This window comes from Streptomyces sp. CB09001, from assembly GCF_003369795.1.
In the GTDB taxonomy this organism is placed as follows: domain Bacteria; phylum Actinomycetota; class Actinomycetes; order Streptomycetales; family Streptomycetaceae; genus Streptomyces.
The window spans coordinates 1,460,968-1,481,707 of the sequence record NZ_CP026730.1 but is presented as its reverse complement, the minus strand read 5'-3'; the positions used below and the strand labels follow the sequence as shown (position 1 = coordinate 1,481,707).

Genomic DNA, 20,740 nt, shown 5'->3' with positions numbered 1-20,740 from the left:
CGCGGCGGACCGGACATACCGCGCGTACCGAACCGCCTCTGTGCCCTGCCCACCGCATCAGGCAGCATGTCGTGCATGTCCGTACTGACGCGCGACGAAGCGCAGACCCGTTCCCGGCTCCTCGACGTCCACCACTACGCGATCGACCTCGATCTGACCCGTGGGGACGAGACCTTCGACTCCCGGACCGTGATCCGGTTCACCGTCCGCGGCGACACGGACAGCACGGACACGTTCGTCGAGGTCAAGCCCGCGGAGCTGCGCGCCGTCACCCTGGACGGACAACCCGTGGACCCGGCCGCGCTCGACGAGAACCGGCTGGCGCTGAAGAACCTCGCGCCCGGCGAGCACGAGCTGCGCGTCGACGCCGCCATGCGGTACTCCCGCACCGGCGAGGGCATGCACCGCTTCACCGACCCCAGCGACGGCGAGACCTACGTCTACACCCAGCTCTTCCTGGACGACGTCCAGCGTGTCTACGCCGCCTTCGACCAGCCCGACCTCAAGGCCGTCTTCGACCTCGCCGTGACCGCGCCCGAGGGCTGGACCGTCCTCGCCAACGGCGTCACCGAACACACCGGCGACGGCCGCTGGAAGGCCGCCACCACCCCCCTGATCTCCACCTACCTCGTCGCCGTCGCCGCCGGACCCTGGCACTCCGTGCGCACCGAGCACCGCGGCCTGCCCTTCGGCATCCACTGCCGCCGCTCGCTCGCCCCGCACCTGGACACCGACGCCGACGAACTCCTCGAGGTCACCCGGGCCTGCTTCGACCGCTACCACGAGAAGTTCGACGAGCCCTACCCCTTCGACTCCTACGACCAGGCGTTCGTCCCCGAGTTCAACGCCGGCGCGATGGAGAACCCCGGCCTGGTCACCTTCCGCGACGAGTTCGTCTTCCGGTCCGCCGTCACCGAGACCCAGCGGCAGACCCGCGCCATGGTCATCGCCCACGAGATGGCCCACATGTGGTTCGGCGACCTCGTCACCCTGCGCTGGTGGGACGACATCTGGCTGAACGAGTCCTTCGCCGAGTACATGGGCTACCAGACCACCGCCGAGGCCACCCGCTTCACCGACACCTGGACCGACTTCGGCGTCACCCGCAAGGCCTGGGGCTACGACGCCGACCAGCGCCCCTCCACCCACCCCGTCGCCCCCGAGGACGTCCAGGACACCGCCTCCGCCCTCCTCAACTTCGACGGCATCTCCTACGCCAAGGGCGCCTCCGCCCTGCGCCAGCTCGTCGCCTGGCTCGGCGAGAAGGACTTCCTGGCCGGCATCAACATCCACTTCGAGCGGCACAAGTTCGCCAACGCCTCCCTCGCCGACTTCATCGACTCGCTGGCCGCCGCCACCGACCGCGACGTCCACGCCTGGGCCGACGCCTGGCTGCGCACCACCGGCGTCGACACCCTCGTCCCGGCCGTCACCGGCGACAACGGCAGCCGTGCCCTCACCGTCCGGCGCACCGGCGAGCGCCCCCACCGCATCGCCGTCGGCCTCTACGACCAGAACCCGGACCACGAGGGCCGCCTCACCCCGCGCGAGCGCCTCGACATCGACGTCCCCCAGGCCGAGCCCCGGCCCATCGGCAAGCTCCCCGCCCTGGTCGTGCTCAACGACGGCGACCTGAGCTACGCCAAGATCCGCTTCGACACCGACTCCTTCCGGACCGTCCGCGAGAGCCTGTCCGGCCTGCCCGACCCGCTCACCCGCGCCGTCGTCTGGAACGCCCTCAGGGACGCCGTCCGCGACGGCGAACTCCCCGCCGCCACCTACCTCGACATCGCCCGCGCCCACCTCCCGCACGAGACCGACCTCGCGCTCGTCGACGGCGTCCTCGCCTTCGCCGCCGGCCAGATCGCCGACCGCTACGCCACCCCAGAGCAGCGGCCCGCCGCCCTGCACACCCTCGCCGACCTCTGCCGCGACCTCATCCGCCGCACCGAGGACGGCGACCACCCCGGGCTGCGCCTGATCGCCGTACGGCACCGCATCGCCACCGCCGCCCACCCCGACACCATCGCCGCCTGGCTCGCCGACGGCACCGTGCCCGGCGGCCCCGAACTCGACCCCGAGCTGCGCTGGCGCATCCTCACCCGGCTCGCCGTCCTCGGCGCCACCGACGAGGAGGCCATCGCCGCCGAGCTGGCGGGCGACCCGAGCGCGACCGGCCAGGAGGGCGCCGCCCGCTGCCGCGCCGCGCTGCCGGACGCCGAGGCCAAGGCCCGCGCCTGGGAGGCCATGTTCGCCTCCGACGACCTCTCCAACTACCTGTTCACCGCCACCGCCCAGGGCTTCTGGCAGCCCGAACAGGCCGATCTGGTCCGGGACTACGTACCGCGCTACTACACCGAGGCCGTCGCGCTCGCCGCCCGCCGCGGCCCCGCCATGGCCGACGCCGCCGGCCGCTGGGCCTTCCCCGCCCACGCCGTCGACGCCGACACCCTGCGCCTGGGCCAGGAGTGCCTCGCCGACGCCGAACCGATCCCCGCCCTGCGCCGCAAGCTCACCGACCAGCTCGACGACCTGGCGCGCGCACTGCGGGTCCGCGAGGCGAACACCGACTGACCCGGCCGCGGCCGGTCCCCGCGCGCGTGGCGCGGCGGGACCGGCCGCGTCCCCGGCGGAGAGCCACCGGGATACCCCTTTCGGGTTGTGATCACTGAGCTGTCCGGGCGTACACGCCCCTGCGCGTGGAAGCTGGAACCCCAGCCCCCGTGCCCGGAGGACAGCTCATGGGCATGCCGCCCCTCGCCTCGGGCCCGCACGGCACCGACGCCCTGCGGCCCCTGCTCGACACCGTGCTCGACGCCCTGCGTGCCGGCACGGCCGCACGCGGCGGCCCGCTGCCCGTCGGCGGCCCCGGCGCCGTCGCCGCCCGGGTGGCCGACGCGGCCGGTGAGATCCTGCCCGGCCGGGGCGACCCCGAGGCGCTCCGCGTCCTGGTCACCGCGCTCGCCGAGGGCGCCGCCGACCCCGCCCACCCCTGTGCGCCGCCCACTTGCACGCCCCGCCGCTCGCCGTCGCGGCCGCCGCCGACCTCGCCGCGAGCGTCCTCAACCCCTCCCTCGACTCCTGGGACCAGGCACCCGCCGCCTCCGCGCTGGAAGCCCTCGTCACCCGCGCCCTCGCCCGCGAGACCGGCGCCGCCGACGCCCTCGTCACCACCGGCGGCACCGAGTCCAACCAGCTCGCCGTCCTGCTCGCCCGCGAGCGGCACGGCGCGGGCCTGCGGCTGGTCCACGGCGCCGGTGCCCACCACTCGCTGCCCCGCGCCGCCTGGCTGCTCGGCCTGCCCGAGCCCGTCGTCGTCCCCGCCCCCGCCGGCACCCTCGACCCCGCCGCCCTCGACGAGGCCCTCACCCAGGTCCCCGGCCCGCACCTGGTCGCCGCCACCGCGGGCACCACCGACGCCGGGCTCATCGACCCGCTGCCCGAGATCGCCGCCCGCTGCGCCGCCCACGGCGCCCGCCTCCACGTCGACGCCGCCTACGGCGCCGGCCTCCTGTTCAGCGACCGGCACCGCGCCCGGCTCGCGGGACTGGAGGCCGCCGACACCGTCGCCCTGGACCTGCACAAGCTCGGCTGGCAGCCGATCCCCGCCGGACTCCTCACGGTCACCGACACCGACGACCTCGCCGCCCTCCACCACCGCGCCGACTACCTCAACGCCGACGACGACACCGACGCGGGCCTCCCCGACCTCCTCGGGCGCTCCCCGCGCACCAGCCGCCGCCCCGACGTCCTGAAGACCGCCGTCACCCTCAAGACCCTGGGCCGCGCCGGACTGGGCGCCCTCGTCGACACGGTCTGCTCGCTCGCCCAGGAGTTCGCCGCGCTGGTCGACAACCACCCCGGGTTCGCACTGCACGCCCCGCCCACCATCAGCACGGTCCTGTTCCGGCCCGCCGGAGCCACCGACGACGACGTCGCCGCCGTACGCCGCACGCTGCTCACCACCGGCCGCGCCGTCCTCGGCCGCGCCCGCGCCGACGGCCGGCTCTGGCTCAAGACGACCCTCCTGAACCCCCACACCCGCCCAGACGACCTCGCAGCGCTCCTGACGCTCGTGGAAGGACACGTCCCGCGATGAACACCCCGGCACCCCACACCCCCGACGCCCCCCGCGACCTCGTCGGCATCGGCATCGGCCCCTTCAACCTCTCCCTCGCGGCCCTCGCCGACCCCCTCACCGGCCTCGACGCCGTCTTCTACGACCAGCGCCCCGACTTCCGCTGGCACCCCGGCCTGCTCATCGACGGCGCACGCGTCCAGGTGCCCTTCCTCGCCGACCTCGTCACCCTCGTCGACCCGGCGAGCCCCTGGACCTTCCTCAACCACCTCAGGGCCAGAGAACGCCTCTTCCCGTTCTACTTCGCCGAGCGCTTCCACATCGAGCGCGCCGAGTACGACGCCTACTGCCGCTGGGTCGCCGAGAGACTGCCCGCCCTGCACTTCCACCACCAGGTCGACGCGGTGCGCTGGAACCCCGAACGCGACCTCTTCGAGGTCGACTACACCCAGCTCGACGCCGGCGGGGAGGCCGAGGCCCTCGGCCGCACCCACACCAGGAACGTCGTCCTCGGCGTCGGCACCGAACCGCACGTCCCCGACCCGCTCAGACCCCTCGTCGAGGACCCCGCCGTCCCCGTCGTCCACGCCGCCGACTACCTCCGCCACCGCGACACGCTCCTGGCCGCCGGACACGTCACCGTCATCGGCACCGGCCAGTCCGGCGCCGAGGTCTTCCTCGACCTGCTCCGCCACCGCCCCGCCGGACGGGAGCGGCTGCACTGGCTCGGCCGCACCGGCGCCCTCGCCCCCATGGAGTACTCCAAGCTCGGCCTGGAACACTTCACCCCCGACTACACCCGCTACTTCCACGGCCTGGCCGAACCGGTCCGCGACCGCCTCGTCGCCGCCCAGTGGCAGCTGCACAAGGGCATCGACGCCGACACCACCGCCGCCATCCACGACGAGCTGTACCGGCGCACCCTCGACGGCGGCTGGCCCGACACCACCCTCACCCCCGGCGTCCACGTCCGCACCGCGGGACGCATCGCCGCCACCCAGGTCGAACTCCACCTGGAGCACGAGCAGCAGAAGACCCGCTCGCGCCTCACCACCGACGCCGTCGTCCTCGCCACCGGCCACCGCGAACGCCCGCTCGGCCGCCTCCTCGCCGGGCTCGACCCCTACATGCGACGCGACAGCTCCGAACGCCCCCGCGTCGACGACCGCCACCGCCTCGTCCTCGACCCCTCCGTCACCGGCTCCGTCTACGTCCAGAACGCCGAGACGCACACCCACGGGGTCGGCACGCCCGACCTGGGCCTAGCCGCCTGGCGCAGCGCGACCATCCTCAACGACCTCACCGGCCGGGAGCCGTACCCGCTGCCCGCCCGCACCGCCTTCACCACCTTCGGCCTGGACGGCGGCCTGCCCCAGATCCCGTCCGCGCGCCACCACCGGGCACTCACCCCCCTGGTGGACGGGATCTAGGGATCCAGGGCCGCCTCGGGCCCCGTGCGTCAGAACACGGGTACGCCGTCGCGCGTCAGCGACCAGTCCGCCGACGCGAAGTCCTTCGGGTCCAGCACACCCTTCGCGGTCGCCCACTCCGCGATCCGGGTGCGGATCTCCGTCGACTCCGACCACAGCTCCTTGGCCGACGCCACGTGCGGGAAGGCGCCGCCGCCGTTGGCCCGGTAGTTGTTCACCGCCAGCACGAACTGCTGGGCGTCCTCCAGCGGAGCACCGCCGTACGTCAGATTCTTGATCCGTGAACCGGCCGCCTGTGCCACGTCGATCTCGTACGCCAGCCCCGACACGTAGTCGTAGTTGTAGTCCGGACGGCCGTTCGCGTTCGTCAGCTTGTCCACGTCCACCGGCGCACCGGCGGCCGTCCGCACGTAGTACTCCGCCGAGTACTCCAGGTACGCCCGCAGCTGCGCGCCCGTCAGCAACTTCGCGACCAGCGTGTTGTCGTACACGTACAGGCTCGACAGGTCCCGGATCGTCACGTCGCCGGCCGGGATCTCGGAAGTCCGCGAGAACGGCGACGCCTGCGCGAGGACCGGCAGCGAGGCGTACTCCGTGCCCGCCAGCGCCTCCTTGACCACGTCCTCCTGCACCTTGGTGATCAGGTCGATGATCGGGGCGTCCTTGTACCGCGCCTCGACCGTGGTCAGCGTCTCGGTGGCGGTGCCCACCACCTGGTTGACGTAGGCCACCACCTTCTCGTGCTCGTCCGCCAGCAGCTTCGTGATCCCCGGGTCGTCCTCGACCGCGTTGGAGTTGCGCAGCGACGCCTTCACCGACTCGACGTGCCAGCGGCCCCGCTCGAAGACCAGCTCGAAGTCGAACAGGGTCAGCCGCTCGGCGTAGCACAGCGGCTCCGAGAGGACGACGGTCCTCCCGGTCTCCTCGTTGACGACCTTCAGCTCGGTGATCTCCTCGTGCGCGTGCCCGACCAGGATCGCGTCGATGCCCGGCACCTGCCGCGCCACGTTGGCCGCCGCGTTCTCGACGTACGGGACCTGGTCACCGTAGGAGGACGTGCCCGACGAGCCCGAGTGCGCCGAGACGACCACGACGTCCGCGCCCATCGAACGCAGCTTCGGCACCCACTTGGCCGCCTGCTCCTCAAGGCCCGGGAAGGCCAGCTTCCCCTGCACGTACGCCTTGTCCCAGATCGCGATGCCCGGGTTGGTCAGCCCCAGCACCGCCACCTTCACCGGCGGCGCGCCCTTCACCCGGAACGTCTTCATGAAGTACGGCGGGAAGGCGGGCTTCAGGGTCTTCGCGTCGACCGCGTTCGCGCCGAGCAGCGGGAAGTCGCACTGCTCCTCGAACCTGCGCAGCGTCTCGATGCCGTAGTTGAACTCGTGATTGCCGAGCGCCACCGCGTCGTAGCCGATGGCGTTCATCGCCTGCGCCATCGGATGCACCGGACCGCCCTCGGCGGTGATCGGGTCCACCTTCGCGTAGTAGTACGTCAGCGGGGTGCCCTGAATGGTGTCGCCCGCGTCCACCAGCAGGGTGTTGCGGCGGCCCTTCTCCTCGCGGACCTGGTTCACCAGGGTGGAGATCCGGCCCAGGCCCTGCGCGTTGCCGGCCGCGTCCGTGTACTCGGCGTCCTTGAAGTAGTCCCAGTTGAAGACGTGTCCGTGCAGGTCGGTGGTGCCGAGCACGGTGAGCGCGTACCGCTTGGGCCGGCCGTGGCCCCGGTGCGCGGGGGCCGCGGCCTCGGCCGCCGGAGCCGCCGCCGCGCCGGCCAGGGCGACCCCCGCCCCCGTCACGGCGGACCTGCTCAGGAACTTCCGGCGGTTCAACGGCATGACTGACTCTCCTCGGGGACCCGTGCAGACAGTGGCAACGCGCGTAGATTCTGTCCTGAACATGCCTCCTGTCAAGGGGTGGCGGACCATCCGAATGCTCATCGGAGCGGAGGTGCGCACAATTCAACACTTGTCAATAACCCTTTACTCAAAGGCTGTTGAGTGGTCATGCGTGGCCAATTCGCTACCCGGCAGTAAGTCATAGGCTCGAACCATGCGCCGAGCAAAGATCGTCTGCACTCTTGGGCCCGCCACCGACTCGTACGACCAGATCAAGGACCTGGTCGACGCCGGAATGGACATCGCCCGCTTCAATTTCAGCCACGGCACCCACGCCGAACACGAAGAGCGCTACCACCGTGTCCGCAAGGCGTCCGACGAGACCGGCCGCAGCGTCGGCACCCTCGCCGACCTTCAGGGTCCGAAGATCCGCCTCGGCCACTTCGGTGAAGGACCCGTACTCCTTGAACGCGGCGACAGCTTCACCATCACCGTCGAGGAGGGCGTCGAGGGCGACCGCCACACCTGCGGCACCACCTACGCGGGCCTCGCCGAGGACGTCACCCCCGGTGAACGCGTCCTCGTCGACGACGGCAAGGTCTGCCTGGAGGTGACCGGCGTCGACGGTCCGCGGGTGCGCACCCGGGTGGTCGAGGGCGGCATGGTCTCCGACCACAAGGGCCTCAACCTGCCCGGCGTCGCGATGTCCGTGCCCGCCCTGTCGAAGAAGGACGAGGACGACCTGCGCTGGGCGCTGCGGGCCGGCTTCGACGTGGTCGCGCTCTCCTTCGTGCGCAGCGGACGCGACATCCTCGACGTGCACCGCATCATGGACGAGGAGGGCCGCCGCCTCCCCGTCATCGCCAAGGTCGAGAAGCCGCAGGCCGTCGAGAACATCGAGGACATCGTCGCGGCCTTCGACGGGATCATGGTCGCCCGGGGCGACCTCGGCGTCGAGATGCCCCTGGAACAGGTGCCGATCGTCCAGAAGCGCGCCGTCAAGCTCGCCAAACGCAACGCCAAACCGGTCATCGTCGCCACCCAGATGCTCGACTCCATGATCGACAACGCCCGCCCGACCCGCGCGGAGGCCTCCGACGTCGCCAACGCGGTCATCGACGGCACCGACGCGGTGATGCTCTCCGGCGAGACCAGCGTCGGCAAGCACCCGACCGACACCGTGCGCACCATGGCCCGCATCGTCGAAGCGGCCGAGGAGGACATCCTCGCCAAGGGACTCCCCCCGCTGACCGAACGCAACAAGCCCCGCACCCAGGGCGGTGCCGTCGCCCGCGCCGCCGCCGAGATGGGCGACTTCCTCGGCGCCAAGTTCCTGGTCGCCTTCACCCAGTCCGGCGACACCGTCCGCCGCCTCTCCCGCTACCGCTCACCCATCCCGCTGCTCGCCTTCACCCCGGAACCGGCGACCCGCTCGCAACTGAGCCTCACCTGGGGCGTGGAGACCTTCATCGGCCCGCACGTGGACTCCACGGACGCGATGGTCGACCAGGTGGACGAGCTTCTGACCCGCTACGGACGCTGCGAGAAGGGCGACGTCGTGGTCATCACGGCCGGCTCCCCGCCCGGGGTGTCGGGCACGACCAATCTGGTGCGGGTGCACCACATCGGGGAGGACGACGGTCCCAAGTGATCAGTACTTGGGACCGACGTGAACGTCCATGAGGGCCACGGAGGCTTTGCGGGTGTAGCCGACCACAGAGGAGTATCCGACGGCCTGGACCCGGTGGGCCTTGCCGCTGGGGTTGATGGCCTCGATGGCGGCAGCGCACGCATCGACGAGGCCGCGCCACGCATCGGCGCACGCGATCCGGAGGAAGTAGCCCGACCGCACGCCGGGACTGATGCAGCCATCTCCGAGACAAAGGCCTGGCAGGTAGGCGTATGCCGCCTGGTTCCGGGGCGGCTCGGCTGTTGGGCCGCACAGCGAGCGGAGTGTTTGCCGCATTCGTGGCAGAGGCTCGATGCGCGCCTGCCACGAGCGGATGGCAGCGCGGGACATGCCGGTCGTCTTGCTGACCGGGTTGAGGCTATGTCCTTGTGCCACCAGTGCCAGTGCTCGCTCGCGCGTGCTCATGTCGTACATGCGACCACTTTGCGAGTGTGGGAATTGCGAGGCGCAGCAAAAAATGGATGTTCACGAGAACGTGGACATCCACTTGCTGATGACAACCTTGGAAACGAAGGAAAAGTGCCCCGGGTCGGACTCGAACCGACACTGTATGGGTTTTGAATCCATTGCCTGCTGCCAATTGGGCTACCGGGGCCCGCGGAATCGAAGGTTTCCCCCGACCCTCCGCGCGTACACCTTACCGCAGCTAGGTAGGCTCTTGTCAGCAGTACCCCTGCCCCGAACGAGGAGCTCACGTGACCGCCCCCGAGTCGCCCCAGCCCGCCGACGTGACCGACGACGACCAGTCGCACGTTCCTCCGCTGACGACCCGTGTTGTCATCGCCGAGGACGAGGCCCTGATCCGGCTGGATCTCAAAGAGATGCTGGAGGAGGAGGGGTACTCCGTCGTCGGTGAGGCCGGTGACGGTGAGCAGGCCGTGGAGCTGGCCCGGGAGCACAAGCCCGACCTGGTGATCCTCGACGTGAAGATGCCCAAGATGGACGGCATCTCCGCGGCCGAGAAGATCGCCGAGGAGAGCATCGCGCCGGTGTTGATGCTGACCGCGTTCTCGCAGCGCGACCTGGTGGAGCGGGCGCGGGACGCCGGGGCCATGGCGTACCTGGTGAAGCCGTTCAGCAAGAGCGACGTGGTGCCGGCGATCGAGATGGCCGTGTCGCGGTTCACGGAGTTGAAGGCGCTGGAGAAGGAGGTCGCCGACCTCAGTCTGCGGCTTGAGACCCGCAAGCTGGTGGACCGGGCGAAGTCGGTGCTGCAGACGGAGTACGGCCTGACCGAGCCGGCGGCTTTCCGGTGGATTCAGAAGACGTCGATGGACCGGCGGATGTCGATGCAGCAGGTGGCGGAGGCGGTCATTCAGGACGCCGAGGAGAAGAAGGCGTCCAAGGGCTGAGGCTCCGACGTACGAGTGAGGCCCGCGTCCCCGGTGTGGGGGGCGCGGGCCTCAGCCGTACGGTGCTGCGTGGCGGCTGTCAGTCCTCGCCCAGGTAGGCCTTGCGGACCGACTCGTCGTGCAGCAGGTCCTGGCCGCTGCCGGACAGGACGATGTTGCCGACCTCCATGACGTGGCCGTGGTCGGCCAGCGACAGGGCCGCCTGGGCGTTCTGCTCGACGAGCAGGATGGTGGTGCCCTGGGACTTCAGCTCGGCGATCGTCGCCATGATCTTCTGCATCATGATCGGCGACAGGCCCATGGAGGGCTCGTCGAGCATGAGCAGCTTGGGCTGGGACATCAGGGCACGGCCCATGGCGAGCATCTGCTGCTCACCGCCGGACAGGGTGCCCGCGGCCTGCTTGCGGCGTTCACCGAGGATCGGGAAGAGGTCGTAGGCGCGCTGGATGTCCTTCTCGATGCCCGGCCGGTCGCTGCGCAGGAAGGCGCCGAGGCGCAGGTTGTCCTCGATCGTCATGCGCGGGAAGATGTGCCGCCCCTCGGGCGAGTGGGCGAGGCCCAGCGAGACGATCTGGTGCGCGGGGACCTTCTTGAGCGACTTGCCGCCGAATTTGATCTGGCCGCCGACCGGCTTGAGCAGCCCCGACAGGGTGCGCAGCGTCGTGGTCTTGCCGGCGCCGTTGGTGCCGATGAGGGTGACCACCTCGCCGGCGTCGACCTTGAAGGAGATGCCCTTGACGGCCTCGATCTTGCCGTAGGCGACGCGGAGGTCCTCGACCTCGAGCAGTGCGGTCATCGGTCGTTCTCCTTGCCGGCCGCGGTGTCCGTGGTGGTGTCGGCCCGGGCGGCTTCGGCCTGCGCGGCTTCGGCGGCCTCCACCTCGGCGGCCTCCGCGGCGCCGGGGTCGTCGGCGAGGGGTTCGCCGAGGTAGGCGGCGACGACGCGTTCGTCGCCCTGCACCGTGGCGCTGTCGCCCTCGACGAGCTTCTCGCCCTGGACGAGTACGGCGACGCGGTCGCAGAGGTTGAAGATGAACCGCATGTCGTGCTCGATGACGAGGACGGCGATGCCCTGGTCGCGGATGGCGAAGACCAGTTCCTCGGTGGCCCGGGTCTCCTGGGGGTTCATGCCGGCGGTCGGCTCGTCCAGGAGCAGCAGCCCCGGTTCGCTGGCGAGCGCGCGGGCGATCTCGAGCTTGCGCTGTTCGCCGTAGGGCAGGTTGCGGGCGAGGTGGTCGGCCTTGGGCGCGAGGCCCACGAACTCCAGCAGTTCCAGGGCGCGTTCCCGGGACGCCTTCTCCGCGCGGTGGAAGCCGGGCCCGCGCAGCACGGCCGACCAGAAGCCCTCCTTGGTGCGGGTGTGCCGGCCGACGAGCACGTTCTCCAGGACCGTCATGTTGGCGAACAGGCGGATGTTCTGGAAGGTACGGGCGACGCCGGCGGCGGTCACCTTGAAGGACTTGGCGGGCAGGACCCGGCCCTTGTAGCGGACCTCGCCCTCGGTCGGGATGTAGAGGCCGGTGAGGCAGTTGAAGAAGGTCGTCTTGCCGGCGCCGTTGGGGCCGATCAGGCCGACGATCTCGCCGCTGTTCACGGTGAGGTCGACGCCGTTCACGGCGGTCAGTCCGCCGAAGCGCATCGTGACACCGCGCGCGTCGAGGATGGTGGTGCCGGGGGCGGGGGCGCCCGGTGCGGTGTCCTTGGTGGTGGTGTCGGTGGTCATGGTGGTCAGGCCCCTGTCTTGCTCAGGACTGCGGGCGCTTCGTCCTCTTCGTGGAACTCCAGCTTGCGGCGCCGGTTGGCGATGAGGCCCTCCGGGCGGAAGCGCATCAGCAGGACGAGCGCGAGCCCGAAGGCGAGGAGCTGGTAGTCGTCGAGGAACTGGAGCTTGTTGGGAATCAGGAAGAGCAGCGCCGCACCGATGAGCGGGCCGGCGATGGTGCCCATGCCGCCGAGCACGACCGCGGCGAGCAGGAAGGCGGAGTTGGGCGGCGTGGTGCCGGCGAACAGGTACTGCTCGGGCGTGACGGTGTAGGTGACGTGCGCCTGGACGGTGCCGGCCAGTCCGGCCAGCGAGGCGCCGACGGCGAACGCGATGAGCTTGACGCGGAAGCCGTTGATGCCCATGGCGAGCGCGGCGGTCTCGTCCTCGCGGATGGCGACCCAGGCGCGGCCGATGCGGGAGTCGCCGCTGCGCCGGAAGACGAGGACGACGACGGCCGTGATGACGAGCATCAGCAGGAAGTAGTTGGCGAACCGGCCGAGGGTGAAGCCGCCCATGTCGTGCGAGACACCGAGGTCGAAGCCGAGGATCTTGAGGTCGGGGATGGACGAGATGCCGTTGGAGCCGTTGGTGACGTCCGGGCCCGAGGTGCCGTCCAGGTTGTTGGCGGTGATCCGGAAGATCTCGCCGAAGCCGAGGGTCACGATGGCGAGGTAGTCGCCGCGCAGCCGCAGTGTGGGGGCGCCGATCAGGACGCCGAACACCAGGGAGGCGGCCGCGCCGACCAGGACCGCGGCCCAGAAGGGCAGGTGCAGGTCGAAGGGCGAGCTGGGGGAGCCGGAGACCATGGAGGCGGCGTAGGCGCCGACTCCGAGGAAGGCCACGTAGCCGAGGTCGAGCAGGCCGGCGAGGCCGACGACGATGTTCAGGCCGAGTGCGACCGTGGCGAAGATCAGGATGTAGACACCGAGGGTGGCGTACTGGTCGTCGGACTGCGTGAAGGGGAAGCAGGCCGCCGCGATGAAGCCGCCGCAGACGGTGATGTTCTGGTGCCGTGCGGTGATCTCGGTGATGTGGCCGATCAGTCCGGACCGGTGGAGGGCGGTGAAGCCGAAACCGGCGACGATCAGGAAGCCGATGAACAGTTCGTCGTACTCGGTGCCGATGCCGTAGGTGAAGACGAGCAGGGCCACGGCGAGGGTCGCGACGATGACGAGGATCTCGACGTAGGAGGGGAGCGCGCGCACGGGCCGGGGGTCTTTGGAGGCGAAGGCCGCCCGGACGGTCTGCCAGTTCTGGGAGCTGGTGTGCTTGAACCGGTCCCAGCCGGTGTCGTCGGGGTCGAAGGGGTCGGGCTCGGGGCGCTCGAAGGGCAGTGCGAGGGCGCCCAGGAACGCGACGAGGGTGACGGCCGCGGCGATGTAGCCGCCGGGTTCGAGGTTGACGAGGCCGCCGAGCTTGGTGCTGATCGCGAGGACCGTGTACCAGGTGGTGGCGAAGGCGGCGAGGGCGGCGAACTTGAGCGCGGCGTCGGCGCCGGCGGGTGCGAGCCAGCCGAGCCCCTTGACGCCGTACGAGGCGAGGCCGAAGAGGGCGGTGAGGGCGCCGGCGATCAGCACCAGGACCTGGAGGCCGCCGGGGTAGCCGTAGACGGTGAGGTCGCCGGGGAACTCGGCGGTCCAGGTCCAGGCGAGGAAGGTGGAGACGACGGTGAGGACGCCGCCGCCGGTGGCCAGGGCACGGCCGAGGTTCGCGGGTATGCCGATGAGTCCGGATGCGTCGCCCGGTGTGGGGGCGCCGCCGGTGCTCTTCGGCGCGGTGGTCTGTGTGGTCATCGGTGTCACGCCCTGTCCGCAACGCGTTCGCCGAGCAGGCCCTGTGGCCTGAACAACAGCACGAGGATGAGGAGGATGAAGGCCCAGACGTCCGCCCAGGACTGGCTGCCGAACTTGTCCAGGCCGGGGATGTCGGCGATGTAGGCGGTGGCCAGGGTCTCGGCGACGCCGAGGACGACACCGCCGATCATGGCGCCGTAGATGTTGCCGATGCCGCCGAGGACGGCCGCGGTGAAGGCCTTGAGACCGAGGATGAAGCCCATCTTGAACTCGATCTGGCCGTACCTGAGACCGTAGGCGACGCCTCCGACGGCGGCGAAGACGGCGCCGAGCGCGAAGGCGATCACGATGATGCGGTCCGTGTTGACGCCCATCAGCTTGGCGGTGTCCGGGTCCTGGGCGGTGGCCTGCATACCCCGTCCGGTGCGGGTGCGCATCACGAAGAAGCCGAGGATGGCCATGCTCACCGGGGCGACGACGAACAGGAAGATGTCGCCGGTCTGGAGGGTGACGTTGCCGATGTGGAAGGGCCCGCCGTCGATCTGCGGGAAGGGCCGCGCGGACTTCGCGTCCGGGTACCAGGCCCACACCGCCTGCTGCAGGGCGAGGGAGAGGCCGATGGCGGTGATGAGCGGCGCGAGCCTGGGTGCGCCGCGCAGGGGTCGGTAGGCGAACCGTTCCGCCCCGACGGCGACGGCGGTGGAGACGATCACCGCGCCGAGCAGCATCAGGGGCAGGGCGATCAGCATGGAGGTGCCGTCGGGCAGGATGTACATGTAGACCGTGAGTGCGCCGAAGGCGCCGGTCATGAAGATCTCGCCGTGGGCGAAGTTGATGAGCTGGACGATGCCGTAGACCATTGTGTAGCCGATGGCGACGAGCCCGTACATGGATCCCAGTAGCAGGCCGTTGACCAGCTGCTGCGGCAGTTCGTTCACCGCATGTCCTCCGAGACATTCGGACGTTCGACGGATGGTGTGGCCGGATGCGAGTCCGCGCGGGGCGCCAGTGGAACAGCGCCCCGCGCGGCTCGTGGGCTGTGGTGCGGGGTCGGTCAGCCGGTGTAGGTACCGGACTTGACGTCGTTGAAGGCCCCGTTCTCGACCGAGTAGACGGTGAGCTGCTTGTTGGTCGCGTCACCGAACTCGTCGAAGGAGACCTTGCCGGTCACACCGTCGAAGGAGACGTTCTGCATGGCCTCGGTGACCTTGGCGCGGGCGTCGTCGGGAAGCTTCCCGCCGTTGTCCTCGACGACCTTCTTGACGGCCTCGATGATCGCCCAGGCGGAGTCGTAGGAGTAGCCGCCGTAGGCCGCGTAGTCCTCCTTGTAACCGGCTTCCTTGTAGTCGGCCACGAACTTCTTGGCGGACGGGAGGGTCTCGACGGGCGCACCGACCGAGGTGGCGAGGTCGCCGTTGGCGGCGGCGCCGGCCAGCTTGATGAAGGTGTCGTCCTTGATGCCGTCGCCGCCGACGAGCGGGATCTTGGCGCCGGCTTCCTTGATCTGCTTGCTGAGCGGGCCGGCCTGCGGGTATTCGCCGCCGTAGTAGACGACGTCGGCGCCGGAGTTCTTCACCTTGGTGGCGACCGAGGAGAAGTCCTTGGTGTCGGGGTTGATGTGCTCGGTGCCGACCACCTGGCCGCCGAGCTTCTTGAACTCCTCGGTGAAGGTGCCGGCGAGGCCCGCGCCGTAGGTCTTCTTGTCGTCGATGACGAAGACCTTCTTCTTCTTGGCGTCGTTGTAGACGTACTGCGCGGCGAACGGGCCCTGAATGGCGTCCGTGGTCGCGGTGCGGAAGTACGACTTGTACTGGCGGACCTTCTTGTTGCGCCAGTCCGGGCCCTGGGTGAGGGAGGGGCCGGTGTTGGCCGGGGAGACCTCGACCAGCTTGGCGGTGTCGAACACCTTCTGCATGGACTCGCCGACCGACGAGTTCAGCGGGCCGACGACGCCGAGGACGTCCTTGTTGGCGACGAAGCTGCTGGCGTTCTGCTGGCCGACGGAGGGCTGGCCCTGGTCGTCGAGGGCCTCGACCTTGAAGGTGATCCCGTCGACGGTCTTGTCCTTGTTGGCCGTCTTGGCCGCGAGGTCCGCCGAGTTCTTGATGCCGAGGCCGAGCGCGGACAGGTCGCCGGTCAGCGGGGCGTCGACACCGATGACGACGGTGGTGCCACCGCCGCCGTTGCCGGAGTCGGAGCCGCCGTCGTCGTCGCGCGAGCCGCAGGCGGTGAGGGTGAGCGCTCCCGCCGCCAGAGCGGCGGTGATGGCGATGAGCGAACGTTGACGCACGATCAGTCCTTTCCCTGGCACGGCCGCTTCCCCGTGGAGGCGGTCGAGTCGAGCGCGGGGCCGAAATGACAATCCGACGGCGCGGTGACTGGCCGTGACTCTAAGCGGGTGTGGGGAAGGTGGAGGAGGGTCTGACTGAGGCTGTGACTCTCTTGTTATGACACCGGGTATTGCAGAGCGGTACTGGCTGGGAAGAAGGGCTGAATTCAGGCCGATTCGCCCTGTCCGCATGCTGAGAACCCGCAGGACGGACCGCCCGGGTTCAGGCGTCTGGGACGTTTTGGTCATTACCTCGAATCGTTGCTGCAGGCGACCTCGAGGGCGCGGGAGAGGTCCTGCGCATAGCGCGTCCCCAGGATGAAACTGTGCGCTTCTATTGCGCGCACATTACGCAGTGTTACATCCAGGAAAGGGAGTCCGGGATTCCGGGGCGCTTTTTCACATTCCGTCACCCGTAGCGTGACAATGATCTTGCGGGCGGAATGTGATTTTGTCTGGAAAGGTGCCGCGGGGGAGGTGGTCACCGACAGGCCGGCGTAGGGCTGGGTCAGTCGCGTCACCGTGACGGGCGGCCCGCTGCGCACGCTCAGCAGCACCGTGAAGCTGTAGCCGGCGGCCCCGGTCCCGGGCGAGCCGGTCACGGGGGCCACGTAGACCAGGTCGACCGCCTGGGACGGGTAGGGCGGCGGGGGAGCGGGGCGCGGCTGCGGGCGGCTCGCGTACAGGTAGCCGCCGCCGGCCAGGACGGCGAGGGCGGCGGCGGAGGCGAGGACCGTCCGGCGGTGGCGGTCGTAGCGCAGGGCCAGGGGGCCACGCGGACGGGGCTGCGGGACGTCCCGGACGCGGGTGTCCTCGCCCGGCTCGACCGGTCCGACGCCGCTCATCGCTGCCACGGGCCGACGCTCGGACCGCCGTCGCGGTACCGCTCGCTACACGTCCGGCGCACCTGGCGGTCGATCAGCTCTCCCGCGGCGCGGGCGCCTTGCTCCCGCTTCGCGGCCCGTGCCGCGGCCACGACCTCCCGCAGGATGTCGTACTGCCGGTTGGACAGCCCCATCGACTGATAGTCGCCGTAGGGCACACCGCCGTCCAGTGTCTCGCGCGCCCAGTACCCGACGGCGCTCACGCACAACTCCGCGCCGGACAAGGGGCGCGGGGGGCTTGCCGAGGGGGACGACGTCGCCGACGGGGACACTGGGGACGACGGTGACGCGCTGGGCGCGGTGCCGGCGGAACCGCCCCCTCCGTCATCCGAGCCGCTGCCGCACCCGGCGACGGAGACGCCGATCAGCAGGGCCAGGGCCAGGGTGAGGGTGGGGGCCACGGTCCGGGCCGGAGTCGGGTCCGCAAGGTCCCGTACGCCCCCTCCGGGCACGGCCCGCCCCCGCACGACACCGCGCCGAAGCGCCACCGCCCCCGGCCGAGGGCCGCCTCCCCGTCCCATGCCCCGACGCTAGAGCGCCCGGCGGCAGGGGGCAATGCCCGTGTCCGGGCCGGAGTGCGCCGCGGGCGCCTCGGCCGCGCGTGCCGGACCCCGCCTCCGCGGCACGACCCGTCGGACAGGTCCTAGCCGGCCGCGGCCGTCCGGGCCCCGTCGCCGGGGTTCACGTCCCGCAGCAGGCAGGTCAGCCGGGCGGTGCACACCCGGCGGTCCTGCTCGTCGCTGATCACGACCTCGTACGTCGCCGTCGACCGGCCGCGGTGCACCGGCGTCGCCACCCCGGTGACCAGACCGGAGCGGGCCCCGCGGTGATGGGTGCAGTTCAGGTCGACCCCGACGGCGATCTTGGAGGCGCCGCCGTGCAGCATCGAGCCGACCGAACCGAGCGTCTCGGCCAGCACGGCCGAGGCGCCCCCGTGCAGCAGTCCGTACGGCTGGGTGTTGCCCTCCACCGGCATCGTGCCGACGACCCGGTCGGCGGACGCCTCGACGATCTGGACACCCATGCGCGTCCCCAGATGTCCGGCGGAGAACAGCGCGGGCAGATCGACGCCGAGCGCGGCGTACTCGTCGATGACCTCCTGCGGGAACTGCACCTGCTGCTGCTCGCCCATGGGCCGGCTCCGTTCGTCGATACGGCTGCGTGTCCGCCGGCCGGCCGCTCGGGGCGTCGGCCGGCCGCTTCGCTGAGCAAACGCTCAGTCGGTCGCCGATTCTTCCAGACGGACGACCACGGACTTGCTGGCCGGGGTGTTGCTGGTGTCCGCGGTGGCGTCCAGCGGCACCAGCACGTTGGTCTCCGGGTAGTACGCCGCCGCGCAGCCCCGCGCCGTCGGATACCGCACGACGCGGAAACCGGGCGCCCGCCGCTCCACCCCGTCCCGCCACTCGCTCACCAGGTCGACGTACGAGCCGTCCTCGACGCCCAGCTTCCGGGCGTCCTCCGGGTTGACCAGGACGACGCGACGGCCGTTCCTGATCCCCCGGTAACGGTCGTCCAGGCCGTAGATCGTCGTGTTGTACTGGTCGTGCGAGCGCAGCGTCTGCAGCAGCAGCCGCCCCTCGGGCAGCTCGGGGAACTCCACCGGCGCGGCGGTGAAGTTGGCCTTACCGGTGGCCGTCGGGAAGCGGCGCTCGTCGCGCGGGGCGTGCGGGAGGGCGAAGCCCCCGGGGTGTGCCACGCGCGCGTTGAAGTCCTCGAAGCCCGGCACGACACGCCCGATGCGGTCGCGGATCGTGGCGTAGTCCTTCTCGAACTCCTCCCACGGCGTGCGGCTCTCCTCGCCCAGCACCCGCCGCGCCAGCCGGCACACGATCGCGGGCTCGGACAGCAACTGCCCGCTCGCGGGCTCCAGGCGCCCGCGCGAGGCGTGCACCATGCCCATGGAGTCCTCGACGGTCACGAACTGCTCGCCCCCGCCCTGGAGATCACGCTCCGTACGGCCCAGCGTCGGCAGGATCAGCGCCCGCGCGCCCGTGACCGCGTGCGAGCGGTTCAGCTTCGTCGACACGTGCACCGTGAGCCGGGCGCGGCGCATGGCCGCCTCGGTGACCTCCGTGTCGGGGGAGGCGGAGACGAAATTGCCGCCCATGGCGAAGAAGACCTTCGCCTCGCCGTCGCGCAGCGCGCGGATCGCCCGTACGACGTCGTAGCCGTGCTCGCGCGGCGGGGCGAAGCCGAACTCCTTCTCCAGGGCGTCCAGGAAGGCGGGCGCGGGCCGCTCGAAGATGCCCATCGTGCGGTCGCCCTGCACGTTGGAGTGGCCGCGCACCGGGCACACGCCCGCGCCCGGGCGGCCGATGTTGCCGCGCAGCAGCAGGAAGTTCACGACCTCGCGGATCGTGGGCACCGAGTGCTTGTGCTGGGTCAGGCCCATCGCCCAGCACACGATGGTGCGCTCCGAGGCGAGCACCATGCGCAGCGCCTCCTCGATCTCGGCGCGCGTGAGACCCGTCGCGGCGAGCGTGTCGTCCCAGTCGGCGGCGCGGGCGGCCGCCGCGAACTCCTCGTAGCCGTGCGTGTGTTCCTCGACGAAGGCCTCGTCGACCGCGCCCTCCGTCTCGAGGATCAGCTTGTTGAGGAGCCGGAACAGCGCCTGGTCGCCGCCGAGGCGGATCTGCAGGAACAGGTCGGTCAGGGAGGCTCCCGCGGTGAGCCCCTTGGGGGTCTGCGGGTTCTTGAAGCGCTCCAGACCGGCCTCGGGCAGCGGATTGACGCTGATGATCCGCGCGCCGTTCGCCTTCGCCCTCTCCAGGGCCGAGAGCATCCGCGGGTGGTTGGTGCCCGGGTTCTGGCCCGCCACGATGATCAGGTCGGACTTGTAGAGGTCCTCCAGCAGGACGCTGCCCTTGCCGACGCCGATGGTCTCGGACAGGGCCGAGCCGGACGACTCGTGGCACATGTTGGAGCAGTCCGGCAGGTTGTTGGTGCCCAGCTCGCGCGCGAAGAGCTGGTACAGGAACGCCGCCTCGTTGCTGGTGCGCCCCGAGGTGTAGAAGACCGCCTCGTCGGCCGAGTCCAGCGCGGCGATCTCCTCCGCGACGATGCCGAAGGCGCGCTCCCAGGTGACCGGCTCGTAGTGCTCGCCGCCCTCCGGCAGGTACACCGGGTGCGTCAGCCGGCCCTGCTGGCCCAGCCAGTAGCCGCTGCGGGTCGCGAGGTCGGCCACGGAGTGCGCGGCGAAGAACTCGGGCGTGACCCGGCGCAGCGTGGCCTCCTCGGCCACGGCCTTCGCGCCGTTCTCGCAGAACTCCGCCTTGTGCCGGTGGTCCCCCTCCGGCCAGGCGCAGCCCGGGCAGTCGAAGCCGTCCTTCTGATTGACGCGCAGGAGCGTCAGTGCCGTCCGCTTCACACCCATCTGCCGCTGCGCGACCCGCAGGGTGTGGCCGATCGCCGGGATGCCCGCCGCCGCGTGCTGGGGCTCCGAGACCTGCGGCGCGTCCTGAACCGGATCACCCTTGGGCGGCTTGCTCGCCATCGCGCGCTCCTTCGCTTACGCGTTGTGAAGTACGTCTCCGATCCTCGCACGCCACGGTGACACCGAGGCCGTCCGGGAGGGGCGGA

General features: G+C 70.8%; 15 protein-coding genes, 1 tRNA gene and 1 pseudogene. 5 read left to right on the top strand and 12 right to left on the bottom strand.

What is annotated here, in order from left to right; translation table 11 throughout:
- The first annotated feature begins 75 nt into the window (after positions 1–75).
- The 3 genes and pseudogenes from pepN (at position 76) to C4J65_RS06950 (ending at position 5,508) form a co-directional block, all read left to right on the top strand.
- Positions 76–2,574: an aminopeptidase N gene (gene pepN / locus C4J65_RS06960; protein WP_162833063.1), complete on the top strand. Its 2,499-nt coding sequence runs from the start codon at positions 76–78 to the stop codon at positions 2,572–2,574.
- A gap of 167 nt (positions 2,575–2,741) precedes the next feature.
- Positions 2,742–4,099, top strand: a pseudogene (locus tag C4J65_RS06955) (aminotransferase class V-fold PLP-dependent enzyme).
- Complete coding sequence (locus C4J65_RS06950; protein ID WP_115741604.1) at positions 4,096–5,508, top strand: SidA/IucD/PvdA family monooxygenase; 1,413 nt, start codon at positions 4,096–4,098, stop codon at positions 5,506–5,508. Before C4J65_RS06955 ends, C4J65_RS06950 begins: the two are co-directional and overlap by 4 nt.
- 29 nt (positions 5,509–5,537) lie before the next feature.
- On the opposite strand, the gene C4J65_RS06945 is transcribed toward C4J65_RS06950, so the two are convergent.
- The gene (locus tag C4J65_RS06945; protein ID WP_115741603.1) at positions 5,538–7,346 is read right to left on the bottom strand and encodes a 5'-nucleotidase C-terminal domain-containing protein; all 1,809 of its coding nucleotides are present in this window, start codon (positions 7,344–7,346) and stop codon (positions 5,538–5,540) included.
- 214 nt (positions 7,347–7,560) lie between these two features.
- Here C4J65_RS06945 and pyk point away from each other — a divergent pair, with 214 nt between their 5' ends.
- Entirely contained in the window at positions 7,561–8,997 is a 1,437-nt protein-coding gene (gene pyk / locus C4J65_RS06940) for a pyruvate kinase (protein ID WP_115741602.1), read from the top strand.
- Here the strand turns inward: pyk and C4J65_RS06935 are convergent, their stop codons facing one another.
- The gene (locus C4J65_RS06935) at positions 8,998–9,450 is read right to left on the bottom strand and encodes a hypothetical protein (protein WP_346265867.1); all 453 of its coding nucleotides are present in this window, start codon (positions 9,448–9,450) and stop codon (positions 8,998–9,000) included.
- Positions 9,451–9,556: 106 nt separating this feature from the next.
- Positions 9,557–9,631 (bottom strand) — tRNA-Leu (locus C4J65_RS06930).
- A gap of 100 nt (positions 9,632–9,731) precedes the next feature.
- Between C4J65_RS06930 and C4J65_RS06925 the strand changes: the two genes are divergently transcribed.
- On the top strand, positions 9,732–10,388 hold the full coding sequence (locus C4J65_RS06925; RefSeq protein ID WP_115741601.1) for a response regulator: 657 nt from the start codon (positions 9,732–9,734) through the stop codon (positions 10,386–10,388).
- 79 nt (positions 10,389–10,467) lie between these two features.
- Here the strand turns inward: C4J65_RS06925 and C4J65_RS06920 are convergent, their stop codons facing one another.
- The 9 genes from C4J65_RS06920 to C4J65_RS06880 form a co-directional block, all read right to left on the bottom strand.
- Complete coding sequence (locus tag C4J65_RS06920) at positions 10,468–11,184, bottom strand: ABC transporter ATP-binding protein (RefSeq protein ID WP_109031890.1); 717 nt, start codon at positions 11,182–11,184, stop codon at positions 10,468–10,470.
- Positions 11,181–12,110 (bottom strand): ABC transporter ATP-binding protein, encoded by a 930-nt coding sequence (locus tag C4J65_RS06915; protein WP_115741600.1) that lies wholly within the window; start codon positions 12,108–12,110, stop codon positions 11,181–11,183. Before C4J65_RS06915 ends, C4J65_RS06920 begins: the two co-directional genes overlap by 4 nt.
- 5 nt (positions 12,111–12,115) lie before the next feature.
- The gene (locus tag C4J65_RS06910) at positions 12,116–13,945 is read right to left on the bottom strand and encodes a branched-chain amino acid ABC transporter permease (RefSeq protein WP_115741599.1); all 1,830 of its coding nucleotides are present in this window, start codon (positions 13,943–13,945) and stop codon (positions 12,116–12,118) included.
- Between the two features lie 5 nt (positions 13,946–13,950).
- A complete protein-coding gene (locus tag C4J65_RS06905) occupies positions 13,951–14,883 on the bottom strand; it encodes a branched-chain amino acid ABC transporter permease (protein ID WP_115741598.1) in 933 nt (310 codons plus the stop codon).
- Between the two features lie 116 nt (positions 14,884–14,999).
- The gene (locus C4J65_RS06900) at positions 15,000–16,235 is read right to left on the bottom strand and encodes a branched-chain amino acid ABC transporter substrate-binding protein (protein WP_162833062.1); all 1,236 of its coding nucleotides are present in this window, start codon (positions 16,233–16,235) and stop codon (positions 15,000–15,002) included.
- A gap of 287 nt (positions 16,236–16,522) precedes the next feature.
- Positions 16,523–17,119: a Tat pathway signal sequence domain protein gene (locus C4J65_RS06895; protein WP_115746326.1), complete on the bottom strand. Its 597-nt coding sequence runs from the start codon at positions 17,117–17,119 to the stop codon at positions 16,523–16,525.
- On the bottom strand, positions 17,116–17,361 hold the full coding sequence (locus C4J65_RS37160; RefSeq protein ID WP_346265866.1) for a hypothetical protein: 246 nt from the start codon (positions 17,359–17,361) through the stop codon (positions 17,116–17,118). Before C4J65_RS37160 ends, C4J65_RS06895 begins: the two co-directional genes overlap by 4 nt.
- A gap of 440 nt (positions 17,362–17,801) precedes the next feature.
- On the bottom strand, positions 17,802–18,290 hold the full coding sequence (locus tag C4J65_RS06885) for a hotdog fold thioesterase (RefSeq protein WP_115741595.1): 489 nt from the start codon (positions 18,288–18,290) through the stop codon (positions 17,802–17,804).
- Positions 18,291–18,374: 84 nt separating this feature from the next.
- Positions 18,375–20,654, bottom strand: a complete 2,280-nt coding sequence (locus C4J65_RS06880; RefSeq protein ID WP_115741594.1) for an FdhF/YdeP family oxidoreductase — start codon at positions 20,652–20,654, stop codon at positions 18,375–18,377.
- Between the last annotated feature and the right edge of the window lie 86 nt (positions 20,655–20,740).

Bases quoted from the DNA above. Each gene is read 5' to 3' on its own strand.
- C4J65_RS06920 (WP_109031890.1), bottom strand. From the start codon at position 11,184: ATGACCGCACTGCTCGAGGTCGAGGACCTCCGCGTCGCCTACGGCAAG.
- C4J65_RS06895 (WP_115746326.1), bottom strand. From the start codon at position 17,119: ATGAGCGGCGTCGGACCGGTCGAGCCGGGCGAGGACACCCGCGTCCGG.
- C4J65_RS06910 (WP_115741599.1), bottom strand. From the start codon at position 13,945: ATGACCACACAGACCACCGCGCCGAAGAGCACCGGCGGCGCCCCCACA.
- pyk (WP_115741602.1), top strand. From the start codon at position 7,561: ATGCGCCGAGCAAAGATCGTCTGCACTCTTGGGCCCGCCACCGACTCG.
- pepN (WP_162833063.1), top strand. From the start codon at position 76: ATGTCCGTACTGACGCGCGACGAAGCGCAGACCCGTTCCCGGCTCCTC.
- C4J65_RS06885 (WP_115741595.1), bottom strand. From the start codon at position 18,290: ATGGGCGAGCAGCAGCAGGTGCAGTTCCCGCAGGAGGTCATCGACGAG.
- C4J65_RS06935 (WP_346265867.1), bottom strand. From the start codon at position 9,450: ATGTACGACATGAGCACGCGCGAGCGAGCACTGGCACTGGTGGCACAA.
- C4J65_RS06880 (WP_115741594.1), bottom strand. From the start codon at position 20,654: ATGGCGAGCAAGCCGCCCAAGGGTGATCCGGTTCAGGACGCGCCGCAG.
- C4J65_RS06950 (WP_115741604.1), top strand. From the start codon at position 4,096: ATGAACACCCCGGCACCCCACACCCCCGACGCCCCCCGCGACCTCGTC.
- C4J65_RS06945 (WP_115741603.1), bottom strand. From the start codon at position 7,346: ATGCCGTTGAACCGCCGGAAGTTCCTGAGCAGGTCCGCCGTGACGGGG.
- C4J65_RS06915 (WP_115741600.1), bottom strand. From the start codon at position 12,110: ATGACCACCGACACCACCACCAAGGACACCGCACCGGGCGCCCCCGCC.